General features: G+C 40.2%; 13 protein-coding genes. 10 read left to right on the top strand and 3 right to left on the bottom strand.

The genetic code is table 11. The annotated features are described in order from the left end of the window. The first annotated feature begins 13 nt into the window (after positions 1-13). The 5 genes from ACXM0J_RS12145 (at position 14) to ACXM0J_RS12125 (ending at position 4,687) form a co-directional block, all read left to right on the top strand. Positions 14-997, top strand: a complete 984-nt coding sequence (locus ACXM0J_RS12145) for a sulfonate ABC transporter substrate-binding protein (protein ID WP_086266098.1) — start codon at positions 14-16, stop codon at positions 995-997. A 26-nt stretch (positions 998-1,023) separates the two neighbouring features. After that, positions 1,024-2,199 carry an FMNH2-dependent alkanesulfonate monooxygenase gene (gene ssuD / locus ACXM0J_RS12140; protein ID WP_086266097.1) on the top strand — a complete coding sequence of 392 codons (1,176 nt, stop codon included), beginning with the start codon at positions 1,024-1,026 and terminating at the stop codon, positions 2,197-2,199. After that, complete coding sequence (ssuC, locus tag ACXM0J_RS12135) at positions 2,196-2,993, top strand: aliphatic sulfonate ABC transporter permease SsuC (protein ID WP_002120785.1); 798 nt, start codon at positions 2,196-2,198, stop codon at positions 2,991-2,993. The genes ssuD and ssuC overlap by 4 nt, the downstream gene beginning before the upstream one ends. 13 nt (positions 2,994-3,006) lie before the next feature. Beyond that, positions 3,007-3,807: an ATP-binding cassette domain-containing protein gene (locus ACXM0J_RS12130; protein ID WP_086266096.1), complete on the top strand. Its 801-nt coding sequence runs from the start codon at positions 3,007-3,009 to the stop codon at positions 3,805-3,807. Positions 3,808-4,066: 259 nt separating this feature from the next. Beyond that, positions 4,067-4,687 (top strand): TetR/AcrR family transcriptional regulator, encoded by a 621-nt coding sequence (locus ACXM0J_RS12125; protein WP_009387703.1) that lies wholly within the window; start codon positions 4,067-4,069, stop codon positions 4,685-4,687. A gap of 36 nt (positions 4,688-4,723) precedes the next feature. On the opposite strand, the gene ACXM0J_RS12120 is transcribed toward ACXM0J_RS12125, so the two are convergent. Then, positions 4,724-5,290: a 5'-methylthioadenosine/S-adenosylhomocysteine nucleosidase family protein gene (locus ACXM0J_RS12120; RefSeq protein ID WP_086266095.1), complete on the bottom strand. Its 567-nt coding sequence runs from the start codon at positions 5,288-5,290 to the stop codon at positions 4,724-4,726. A gap of 80 nt (positions 5,291-5,370) precedes the next feature. Next, positions 5,371-6,504 carry a TDT family transporter gene (locus ACXM0J_RS12115; protein ID WP_086266094.1) on the bottom strand — a complete coding sequence of 378 codons (1,134 nt, stop codon included), beginning with the start codon at positions 6,502-6,504 and terminating at the stop codon, positions 5,371-5,373. 207 nt (positions 6,505-6,711) lie between these two features. Here ACXM0J_RS12115 and ribF point away from each other — a divergent pair, with 207 nt between their 5' ends. The 5 genes from ribF to ACXM0J_RS12090 all read left to right on the top strand — a co-directional run bounded on the left by ribF (position 6,712) and on the right by ACXM0J_RS12090 (position 12,299). Beyond that, the gene (gene ribF, locus ACXM0J_RS12110; protein WP_086266093.1) at positions 6,712-7,713 is read left to right on the top strand and encodes a bifunctional riboflavin kinase/FAD synthetase; all 1,002 of its coding nucleotides are present in this window, start codon (positions 6,712-6,714) and stop codon (positions 7,711-7,713) included. Positions 7,714-7,774: 61 nt separating this feature from the next. Next, complete coding sequence (gene ileS / locus ACXM0J_RS12105; protein ID WP_086266092.1) at positions 7,775-10,612, top strand: isoleucine--tRNA ligase; 2,838 nt, start codon at positions 7,775-7,777, stop codon at positions 10,610-10,612. After that, positions 10,605-11,135, top strand: a complete 531-nt coding sequence (gene lspA, locus ACXM0J_RS12100; protein WP_005804840.1) for a signal peptidase II — start codon at positions 10,605-10,607, stop codon at positions 11,133-11,135. Before ileS ends, lspA begins: the two co-directional genes overlap by 8 nt. Position 11,136: 1 nt before the next feature. Beyond that, positions 11,137-11,619, top strand: coding sequence for an FKBP-type peptidyl-prolyl cis-trans isomerase (locus ACXM0J_RS12095; protein WP_057067883.1), 483 nt, complete (start codon positions 11,137-11,139; stop codon positions 11,617-11,619). A gap of 137 nt (positions 11,620-11,756) precedes the next feature. Continuing rightward, entirely contained in the window at positions 11,757-12,299 is a 543-nt protein-coding gene (locus tag ACXM0J_RS12090; protein ID WP_086266091.1) for an NADPH-dependent FMN reductase, read from the top strand. A 43-nt stretch (positions 12,300-12,342) separates the two neighbouring features. On the opposite strand, the gene ACXM0J_RS12085 is transcribed toward ACXM0J_RS12090, so the two are convergent. Then, positions 12,343-12,654, bottom strand: coding sequence for an ankyrin repeat domain-containing protein (locus ACXM0J_RS12085; protein WP_086266090.1), 312 nt, complete (start codon positions 12,652-12,654; stop codon positions 12,343-12,345). Positions 12,655-12,748 lie beyond the last annotated feature (94 nt).

Raw genomic sequence — 12,748 nt, 5'->3', positions numbered from 1 at the left:
CAAGGATATCAATATGCAACATCAGTCATTATTTAGTAAGAGTCAGTGGACACAATTAATTAAGCGCCTCAGTGCAGTCACTGTATTAGGCTTAACAATCGCAGCGCCAGCTTGGGCAATTGATCCAACTGTGAAAGAACTTCGTATTGGTTTTCAAAAAAGTTCGATTAACTTTGCAATTGCCAAACAGCAAAAGCTATTTGAACAAGAATTTCCAAATGCAAAAATTACTTGGAATGAGTTCCCTGCTGGTCCACAAATTTTAGAAGCATTGGCTGTTGGCTCACTCGATGTCGGCGTTACTGGAGACACACCACCAGTCTACGCACAAGCAGCAGGCAAGCCTTTATATTACATTGCTTATGAAGCAGCTAAGCCATTGGCATCAGCAATTTTAGTTCCTAAAAACTCACAGCTCACCCAACTTAAAGACCTTAAAGGCAAACGCATTGCGTTGCAAAAAGGTTCCAGTTCACATTACTTACTCGTACAGGCTGTGCGTAAAGCTGGCTTAAAATGGAGCGATATTACCCCCATCTGGCTTGCTCCTGCCGATGCTCGCGCAGCATTTCAAAGAGGTGCCGTTGATGCATGGGCAATTTGGGATCCTTATTTCGCTTCAGCACAACTAGAAGACCAAGCTCGTGTTCTTACATCGGGTAAAGGTTTAAGCCCGAACTATACATTTTATTTAGCAGCTCCAAATTTTGTTAAACAACATCCTAAAGCTGTTTCTGGACTCATCAAACAAATCAATCAAGCTGACAAATGGGTTCAAAGCCATCAAGCAGAAACGGCAGGTGCGATTGGCCAAAGCACAGGGCTTAAGCCTGCAACCAGTGATTTATTCATTAAACGACGTCCACGCCCATCATCGGCAGCTCCGCTGAACAGCAAAGTGATTGCTGAGCAGCAGCAACTCGCAGACATTTTTACTCAACAAGGCATCATTCCAAAACCAATCAGCATTAAACAAGCTGTTTGGATTGCCAAGTAATTTCAACAGACATATAGGTAATGCACATGAAAATTTTCTGGTTTATTCCTACCCACGGTGATAGTCGCTATTTAGGTACAAGTAAAGGCGCTCGTCAGGTTGACCATGCCTATATGAAGCAAATTGCTGTGGCAGTAGATAATTTAGGTTACGAAGGTGTACTTATTCCAACAGGTCGTTCATGTGAAGACCCTTGGATTACGGCGGCTAGCCTAATTGATGCCACTCAACACCTTAAATTTTTAGTTGCATTACGACCAGGGGTAACGACACCAGCGTTGGCAGCACGTATGGCTGCAACGTTTGACCGTTTGTCGAATGGCCGTGTGTTACTCAACTTAGTGACTGGTGGTGATGAAGCAGAACTACGCGGTGATGGCTTATATGAAGATCACTCAACACGTTATCAAACTGCTAATGAATACGTAAAAATCTGGCGTGAGATTTTGACACGCTCACATACAGGTGAAGCTTTTACATTCCACGGTGAACGCTTACAAGTGGATGATGCAAAACTACTTTACCCACCTGTTCAAAAGCCTTATCCACCACTTTGGTTCGGCGGCTCTTCAGACGTCGCTGTCGATCTTGCAGCTGAGCAAGTCGATACTTACCTCACTTGGGGGGAACCGCCAGAAGCTGTCAAACAAAAGATCGAACATGTTCATGCTAAAGCTGAGGCTAAAGGTCGTAAATTAACTTACGGCATTCGCTTGCATGTAATTGTTCGTGAAACCAACGAACAAGCTTGGGCAGCAGCTAACGAGCTTATCCAATATCTTGATGATGCGACTATTGCTGCAGCACAGAAAAAATTTGCACAAATGGACTCTGTAGGCCAACAACGTATGGCGGCTCTCCACGGCGGCAACAGAGACAAGCTTGAAGTATCTCCAAACCTTTGGGCAGGTATTGGCTTAGTCCGTGGTGGTGCTGGAACAGCTCTTGTAGGTGATCCTGAAACAGTTGCTGCTCGCATTCAGGAATATGCTGACTTAGGTATTGATACCTTCATTTTCTCAGGCTATCCACATCTTGAAGAATCAATCCGTTTTGCAGAGTTGGTATTCCCGTTATTACCAATTGAAACTCGCGCTAAACTTGCTCAGCCAAATTTAACCGGTCCATTCGGGGAAATTATTGCCAACAATTATGTTCCAGACGAGAAGAAGCAAAATAGTTCCGTCAAGGAGCCTGCATGAGCAAAGCTGAAAGTGTTGTTTCACGTGGAACAAAACAAATCGGGCAGCGTTTGCTGCCTTGGATTTTCCCTATTCTTCTATTAGTTGTTTGGCAAATTGCCTCAAGTTCGGGTCTTCTAGAAAGCCGTATTTTACCTGCACCTACTGCTGTAGTTTCCGCCTTTTGGCATCTACTGGTGAGTGGTGAACTCTGGCAGCACGTTAAAGTCAGTGCAGGACGTGCTTTACTAGGGTTGTTGATTGGCGGTGGCTTAGGCTTGTTATTGGGTCTACTCAACGGGTCTTCGCGTTTCGCCTCTACCCTGCTCGATACGACCTTACAAATGATTCGTAACATCCCTGCCTTAGCACTTATCCCACTTGTCATCTTGTGGTTCGGCATTGATGAAACAGCAAAATTATTTTTAGTCGCAGTAGGTGTTTTCTTCCCTATCTATATCAACACTTATCACGGTATTCGGTCAGTTGACCCTCAATTGATTGAGATGGGCAAAAGCTACGGACTTTCACGTTGGCAGCTCTACAAAGAAATTATTTTGCCAGGTGCGATGCCTTCTATTTTAGTGGGTTTACGCTTTGCTTTAGGTTTGGTTTGGGTATTGCTCATTGTTGCTGAAACCATTTCAGCTCAAGCAGGTATTGGTTATATGACCATGAATGCACGTGAGTTTTTACAAACGGATGTAGTTCTGGTCGGTATTCTTCTGTACGCCTTACTAGGCAAACTGGCAGATGTTTTAGCACAGCTTTTAGAACGCTATTTACTACGTTGGCATTCTGGATATCAGAAATAAGGGAGCTTAGAACATGACAAATCTGAATTTAAATATTAATCAGAATGAAGTGCAGCTCATTCCGGAAGAACCAACAGAATCTCAAGAACCAGTATTAGGTGCAGAGATTCTGATTGAGCAACTTTATAAATTTTATGGTGAGGTAAAGGTCCTCGAAGATCTTGATCTACATATTCAGCCTGGTGAGTTTGTAGCAATTGTTGGCCGAAGTGGTTGTGGCAAAAGTACGTTATTACGTTTAATTGCCCAACTTGAAAAAGCCAGTTTTGGGGAAATCAAATTTAAATCTGCCCGACATTTGCGTGAAGGTATTACTAGCGACGATATTCGTGTCATGTTTCAAGATCCTCGTTTACTTCCTTGGAGAAATATTCTTCAAAATGTTCAACTTGGGCTACCAAAATCGCAACATGCTTTTGCTGAACAATTATTAGAAAAAGTCGGTTTAAAAGAAAAATCTGGGCAATGGCCTTCCCAACTTTCAGGTGGTCAACGTCAGCGTACAGCTTTAGCACGTGCACTTTCGCATACACCCCGCATATTATTGTTAGATGAGCCGTTAGGTGCATTAGATGCTCTAACTCGGCTTGAGATGCAAAGCTTGATTGAACGTTTATGGAAAGAGCAAGGCTTTACTGCAATTTTGGTCACACACGATGTGAGTGAAGCAGTGCAATTGGCTGACCGTATTATCTTATTAGATAAGGGCAAAATTGCTCAAAGTTTCCAAGTTAATTTGCCGCGTCCGCGTAAAAAAAGCATTACTTTTGCTCAGCTTGAGCAACAAGTACTCGATGCGGTTTTAGCAACTTAAGGTTGCGATGAGTAATCACAACTGTTCAACCGAAAAATGCCCAATTTACGAGCAATAAAACTGCTGCTTTATTGCTCTTTTTTAGGGCGAAATTTAAAAAATATTTTTAATAATAACAATAAACTAGTGAATCTCTCTATTTTTTGCACAATAGTATATCTATTACGCAAATAACTAGCTGTTTTTTGATTAAAAAAGCAAGACACCTGTGCACAAATCAAACAATTTCCCTTACAATGGGAATATTATTTTTTTAATTATGCAGCAGATGGAACAAAAAAAGAGTACCCAAAAGCGCAATCAGCTTCTTGCTGCGGCCCTTGACGTATTTTCAGTCTATGGGTTCAGTGGAGCAAGTCTGGATGAAATTGCCCAACTCGCCGACATGCATAAGTCGAATATTTTCTATTACTATGAAAATAAAGAGTCTTTATATGTAGAAGTGCTCACAACCGTTTTACAAAAATGGTTGGCCCCATTACAAACTTTAGAAGCTGAATTAGAACCAGCCGAAGCCTTATCTCACTATTTAATTCAAAAAATCGAACTGTCTCGTAGCCAACCGAAAGCATCAAGATTGTTTGCACTAGAAATTATTCAAGGCGCTCCACATATTTTACCAATACTGAAAGGGCCTTTGAAAAAGCTATTTAAGCGCAAAGCCAAGGTCATTCAGACTTGGCAAGAAGAAGGAAAGATTTCCCCAGATATCGACCCAGAATTATTAATCTTAAATATTTGGGGCCTTACGCAAAACTATGCAGATTTTGCAACTCAAATGGAAATGGTGACCGGTAAAACGCTTCGTAACCGCAGTATGTTCCAGCGTTCGATTGAGCATACAGTTCACCTGATGCTCTACGGCGTATTGCCTCGTTAAAACAAAAAAAAGATCGGCAAATTTGCCGATCTTTTTTTAGAAATGGTGTTGATAAAGGGCTAAAAGTTTCTGGGCACCTAACAATAAATTTTCTTCCCAATCCAGATACGCGGTGTCATCTGCCCCATCAGTAATATACTTCACCGAAATTAGTCGTACGCCTAACTTATGACATACTTTGGCTAAAGCATAGCCTTCCATATCCACGACATCACACGCGACTTTTGGATGACCTGTTTCAAATGAGTCTCCAGTTCCACAAATTGCTTTTGGCAAATCAGCAAAATGTGTTTGAAGATGAATTTCAGCTGGCAAGTGATCATCTAACGGCGTTACTCCTACTTCAAAACCTAAGGGAGAAACATCCATATCACGTTGTACAAAAGTTTTTACTTCGACCAAATCATGTCGATTAAATGCAGAGCTTCCAGCTGTACCGAGGTTAATTAAAGTTTTGCATCCTGTTTTTTGAATAACTTCAAATGCTTTAAAGGCAGCATTAATCTTACCAATACCACTGTAATGGACTTCTACACCTGCTTGTTCAAATAAACCCTTAGATTCATTAGGAAGTGCCATAATTAAAGCAATATCAGTGTTCATTCAAAAAGCTCAAATCAAAATTAAATAAGTTAGAAAATAAGTATAAATCAGGTGCAAAAGCTTTTTGCACCTTTTCATCATTACTGCACTTTTTGTTGTAAAGCGATTAAACACGGTGAAAAGAACAGTTGACCGCTATATGCGCCTGCAAGCGTTTTCTTCATTACCACGCCCCACATTGCCAATAATAAAAAACTCAATGCCACAGCAACGTATTGTAAAAATACAACTTCAACCTGATGTCCTAAGTTAAATAGGGCGAGAATAAATACGCCTAATGGAAAAGTTAAGCCCCACCAGCCCAAGTTAAATGGAATACCTGTCTTTGCGTGCCGAAGCGTTGTTAAAATCGCAAGACCAAGCCACCATAACCCAAAGCCTAAAAGCACGAGACTACCTACAACTCCTAAGGCTTGAAAGATATTCGCAAATTGGTCAAATCCTACGTTTGGCGCTACTCTTTGTGCCTGCTGCCCTAATAGCAATAAACCTAATGCACCTGTACCAATAGGACCTAAAGAGAGCCAGCTAGAAATAGCGACTTCTTTTTCAGGTAACTGATGCAAAGCCATACGCAACATTAAAATTGTCAAAATAGCGAATGCTGGTAAAACAGAGATTCCCCAGAGCACATAACCAGCCAGTAATAGATGAAAGCTGTGCACATCTGCTGGTAAATGTGCAACCAACATCCCCGCAGAACTTGCTGCTACTTCACAAGCAACTACAGGTAAAAGCCAGATTGCGGTCATCGTATGTAACTGATGGTTCTGACGGCTAAACATGCAAAACGGCACAATCCACGCAATTGCTAGCGCTAAAAAGACATCGATGTACCATAAAGCTTGGGCGATATGGATTGCGACTTCACCGTAAAGCCCAAAACCGAAGCTTAGAAACCCGTTTAATATCGTTGCGAGCCCCATCGGGATAGCCCCTAAAAACAAGCTCATATTTGGATGATTAAAAATTTGCTTCGCTTCATGAGGGAAAAGAAACCACCGCAATAAATAAAGAACTGAAAAAACGCTGAATAAGACAATATTAAATTGCCATAACCAAGTTGCTAACGTGAATAAAAAAGATTGAGCAAATGGCAGCTGGATTAAAATCATACTCACCACACCAGTACCCATAGTCGCTGTAAACCAATTTGGGGTAAAATGTCGTATAACATCTTTGCTTTGATTTAATTGATAAAAGGGTTTTTTCATCTTAGTTCTCTAATTAAAGAGTGGATAAAGGCATAGTAGAGCAAACCATTGATAAGCAAAATTGATTTATTTTTATTTAATTCATCAGTATTTTAAATATAAAGATATTCATATTGAAAAATAACTGAGTAAAAACACAACAACAAGACGAATCTGTGAGATTATGGCAATATATAGCCCTTGCAAAAATAGCCATATTTTAAGTTCATGAAACTGCTTCGTCTTAATGTGTTATCGCCCAATTTTCAGTTACCTCAAACAGCGGTGACTATTGGTAATTTTGATGGTGTCCATTTAGGCCACCAAGCGATGATTGCTCAACTCAAAAACATTGCTGCAGCACAAGGCTTAAAAACTTTGGTCATGATTTTTGAGCCACAACCTCTTGAGTTCTTTAAAGGTTACGATGCACCTCCTCGTATTAATTCATTACGGGAAAAAGTTGAATACCTAGCTGAGCTTGGCGTTGACTATATTGCGGTTGCTAAATTTGATGAACATTTCCGTAGCATGAGCGCATCTGCCTTCGCAGATTTATTAAAAAATAAATTAAATGCCCAGTCATTAGTTTTAGGGGATGACTTTCATTTCGGTAAAGACCGCCAAGGCAATAGTGAATTTTTAAAAGATTATGGCTTCCAAGTCACAAATTTACATACCATTGAACTTGAAGGTGAACGCGTCAGTTCAACCCGTATTCGCCAAGTACTTCAAGTGGGTAATCTCGCTTTAGCAGCTAAATTATTAGGCCGTCCGTACAGTATTACTGGACGTGTCCAATATGGCGACCAAATTGGACGAACTCTTGATTTTCCAACCATTAATGTTCGTCTCAACCGCCACAAACCTTGTTTAAACGGTATTTATGGCGTTGAAGTCATTTGCGAAACAACTTCACTCACTGAAAAAGTACGCCAAGAAACACCAGAGAAACCGGGAATTGCCGGATATCATGAAAATAGCCTCTATGGCGCAGGTCATGTCGGTACACGTCCCGCCATTCAGCAAGAACATCCGGAATGGAGATTAGAAGTACATTTCCCTGATGTTTCTGCTAATCTGTATGGCTTATTTATGCGGGTGACTTTTCTTCACTATCTTCATGGTGAATTGAACTACCCTTCGCTTGAGGCACTTAAGGCAGGAATTGATAATGACGTGAAACAGTTACGACAATATCGTAACGACACGACACAATTTCCTTTTTAATTCGAATTTTGATTGTAAAACATGTCAGCTCCCAAGCTGATTAAACTGGAAGAAAACTTGCATGAGCGATAAGCAAACTCCTGAGAATGCAGTGGACTACAAAGCCACGCTAAACCTGCCGGATACTCAATTTGCAATGAAAGCAAATTTGGCAGTACGTGAAGTGAAATGGTTAGAAGAGTGGTATACCGACAACATTTATCAGCAGATTCGTGCATCGCGTATTGGCAAGAAAAAATATATTTTGCATGATGGCCCTCCATATGCGAACGGTACAATTCACTTGGGTCACGCGGTCAATAAAGTACTCAAAGACGTTATTGTAAAAAGCCGTACGCTTTCAGGTTTTGATGCACCATATGTTCCAGGTTGGGACTGTCACGGTTTGCCAATCGAACTAAAAGTCGAAGAAAAAGTGGGTAAAGTGGGCGAAAAAGTTGACGCAGCAACTTTCCGTAAACTTTGCCGTGAATACGCGCTAAAACAAATTGATTTACAGCGTACTGACTTTAAACGTCTTGGTATTTTAGGTGATTGGGATAATCCTTATCTCACCATGAATTACAAACAAGAAGCCGATATCGTTCGTGCTCTAGGTCTCATCCAGAAAAATGGCCATATCCAGCCAGGCTTAAAGCCAGTGAACTGGTGTATGGACTGTGGTTCAGCTCTTGCTGAAGCAGAAGTTGAATACGAAGATAAAAAATCTGACGCAATTGACGTTGGATTTGGCGTTGTCGATCTAAAAGATTTAAGTGCTCGCTTAAACATAGAAGTTCAAGATCCGACAGATATCGTGATCTGGACCACTACACCTTGGACATTACCAGCTAACCAAGCAGTTGCGTTGCATGCCGAAATTGAATATCAATTGGTACAAGTGACAACTGAGCGCGGTAAGCAAAACTTCATTCTTGCTAAAGACCTAGTTGCTTCTGCGATTGAGCGTTACAAGCTTGAAAATCCAGTTGTTTTAGCTGATTTTACAGGTTCGGCTCTTGAAAACCTTACCTTACAACACCCTCTACTTACTGATCGTCAAGTTCCGGTTATTTTAGGTGAACACGTTATCGCAACAAGCGGTACAGGTGCCGTACATACAGCACCTGGCCATGGTGCAGACGACTATAAAGTAGGTCTTCAATACAACCTTAAAGTAGATAACCCAGTGGGTGGTAATGGTGTTTATCTCCCAACTGCTCCAATCTATGCTGGTGAGCACATCTATAAAGCCAATCCAAAGATTATCGAAGCTTTGGGCGCTGTAGGCCGTTTATGGGCTCATCAACCAATTAAACACAGCTACCCACACTGTTGGCGCCATAAGACTCCTATTATTTTCCGTGCTACACCACAATGGTTCATTAGCATGGATCAAAAAGGGTTACGTGAAGGTGCGCTTAATGCTATTGAAAATGATATCGAGTTTGTACCGAACTGGGGTAAAAACCGTATTGAATCAATGATCGAAGGCCGTCCGGACTGGTGTATTTCACGTCAACGTACTTGGGGTGTTCCAATTCCATTCTTCGTTCATAAAGACACGAACGAATTACACCCACGTACACCTGAACTCATCGAAGAAGTTGCTCAACTGATCGAAGAAGAAGGTATCGAAGCATGGTTCAAACGTGAAGCAAAAGACTTCATTGGTGAAGATGCTGAACAATATAACGCTGTTCGCGATACACTCGATGTATGGTTCGACTCTGGTACAACGCATTACGCTGTACTTGAGCAACGTGATGAATTAGAAAGCCCTGCCGATTTATATTTAGAAGGATCAGACCAACACCGTGGTTGGTTCCAATCTTCTTTATTAACGTCCATGGCAATTCACAATCGTGCACCATATAAGGCATTGTTAACACATGGTTTTACAGTGGATGAAAACGGTCGTAAGTTATCAAAATCTTTAGGTAACTATATCCCACTTGAAGAAATCATCAAACAGCTTGGTGCCGATGGTTTACGTCTATATGTAGCTTCTAGTGACTACCGTTATGAAATCGCAGCATCGAAAGAAATCTTTAGCCGTGTAAGTGATAGCTATCGTCGTATTCGTAATACTCTACGCTTCTTACTTGCCAATCTAAATGGTTTCAAACCAAGTACTGATGCTTTGGACGTAGATGACCTTATTGCTCTAGATCAATACATCTTACAGCGTGCAAATGAAGTACAACAAACTATTATCACTGCCTATGAAGAAATGAACTTCCATGTGGTGTGTAGTGCGTTAACGAGCTTCTGTATTAATGACTTAGGTGGTTTCTACCTAGACATTATTAAAGATCGCCAATACACCACTAAAGCGGATTCTCAGGCACGCCGTTCTGCACAAACAGCGCTTTATCATATTGTTCAAGCATTTATCCGTTGGATGAGCCCAATCCTAAGCTTTACCGCTCAAGAAGCTTGGCCACTGATTCCAGAACAAACTGAAAAGTATGTATTTACATCAGAATGGTATGACTTGCCTGTTTCATCAAAAGCAAACTTGCTTTCTGAAGAAGATTGGCAAACATTGATTAGCGTAAAATCTGCAGTAAATAAACAGATTGAAGCAGCGCGTAACGCTAAACTTGTCGGCAGTAATCTTTCAGCCAAAGTTGAACTTTGGGCAAGTGAATCATTACAAACAGTTTTAAACCAACTGGCTGATGAACTCCGTTTTGTTCTTATTACTTCGCAAGTAGTAGTACATCCATTTGCTGAGCAAGGTGAAGCAACTGAAATGGAAGGCTTACGTGTACAAATATCTGCAGCTGAAGGTGAAAAATGTGCACGTTGCTGGCACGTTCTTCCAGATGTAAATACACATGCCGATCATCCTGGTTTATGTGGTCGTTGTATTGTGAACGTCACTGGTCGTGGCGAAGTGAGAAAATATGCCTAATTCACAAGCTAAAAAAGGCTTATTCCAGTTTTATCCACATAATCTGATTTGGCTTGGACTTTCTGTCCTTGCCATTGTATTGGATCAATGGACAAAATGGATTGCAAGTACACATCTCAACTATGCAGATCCTGTACCAGTACTTCCATTTTTAAACTGGACACTATTACATAACTATGGTGCAGCTTTTAGCTTTTTATCTGATGCAGGAGGATGGCAGCGCTATTTCTTCACATCTTTAGCGGGCTTAGTTTCAGTACTTTTTGTATTTTGGTTAATGCGTATGCCTAAAAAAATGGTGGTACTACCTGTAGCCATCGCTTTAATTTTAGGTGGAGCTTTAGGCAATTTAATTGACCGTATTACCCTAGGTTATGTGGTCGATTTTATTCATGTTTATTACCAAAATCATCACTTTCCAGCTTTTAATATTGCGGACAGTGCCATCACCCTAGGTACGATTTTGCTACTCATTGATACATTCTTCCTTGAGAAGCAACGTAACCAAAATTCGGATGCATAATATGACCGAAATTATTCAACCTAACGAAGAAATTCGTATCCAAGAAGGCTCTAAAGTCGATCTACACTTTTCTGTGGCTATCGAAAATGGTGTAGAAATTGACAATACACGTAGCCGTGAAGAGCCAGTTAGTCTGACGATTGGTGACGGAAACCTTTTACCAGGTTTCGAAAAAGCATTATTCGGTTTACGTGCAGGTGACCGCCGTACAGTACACCTTCCACCAGAAGATGCTTTTGGTCCGTGGAATCCAGAAAATGTTCAAACTTTCGATACAGTTAAGTTTGAGCAACGCCCTATTCCTGGTCACATGATCGAATTTGAAGATAAGGCAAAAACCACCTTATTCGGTGTAGTAAAATCAGTTAATGATGACATTACAGAAATTGATTTTAATCATCCGTTAGCTGGGAAAAACATTACCTTTGAAGTAGAAATATTCAAGGTTACTCCTGAAGGCCAACAAGGCATTAAGCTAATGTAAATAAAAAAGCCCTCTAAATGAGGGCTTTTTTATGATTCAATTTTTATTAGAGACATAAGAATCCTTACAAATTCTATATTCTCTCCTATCTATATAATGAATTAAGTTATAAAGATAAAAATTCTTAGGAAAAATACATGCTGGTCTATATTATCGTAGGAAGTGTTCGTGAAGGACGTACAGCAATTAAAGTTGCCAATTGGGTAGAATCCACAATTCCATCATTTAATTTAAAAGATTTCCAAACAGAAGTAGTTGATTTAAAAGAGTGGAATTTACCGTTATTTTCAGGCTCTCATCCACCTGCTACCGGGATTTATGATCAACCTAAACAACAAGAATGGGCAGACAAAATTGCTCAAGCAGATGCATTTATCTTTATTAGCCCAGAATACAACCATGGTTACAGTCCAGCTTTAAAAAATGCACTTGATTATGTCGGTAAGGAATGGGGTGGTAAACCTGCTGCATTTATTGGCTATGGTTCAACAAATGGCTCTCGCTCGATTAGCCAAATACGTCAAGTCACCTCAAGTTTAAGTATTATTGACCCGAATGCTGTAATAGAGATAAGAGATATATTTAAACGTAATAAAGATGAAAAATTCGAAGCTAATGAGTTTGAAGTAAAAGGTCTTCAATCCATTATTGAGAAATTACAGAAATATCATTTGTCTTAATTGAACAAAAGGCCTCTTTTCTAAACAAAAGAGGCCTTTAATTTTATAAACTCTTTAAATACTCCACTACATCAGTATTACCTGCCATTTCTGCAAGCTCTAATGCTGTGTATTCACTTTTGTAAGCGACATGCGCACCTGTTTCAATTAAGAGTTGAACTATCTCTAAATGATCATTTTCAGCAGCTGCTTGTAGAGCACTATATCCCTCATCATCTGTCTGATTAGGATCTTCTCCCTCTATTAGTAATTCTTTTACTTGATCGATATCACCTAGAGATGCCCAATAAATTAATGCAGGCAAAGATAGCTCTTCATCATCTTCAGGTATTGGAGAGAAAGAATTGATTTTCATAGACGCACCCAAAAATAATAGAGTTCATCATTATAATATTCATAGAATACAACAAGGATACAAATCTAATTTTGAATCTATCTTTTATAAAAAT

This window comes from Acinetobacter sp. GRABPA_MV_2, assembly GCF_056725885.1.
Note: the sequence above shows the minus strand (reverse complement) of the source record. Positions and strands in the feature narration are given on the sequence as shown.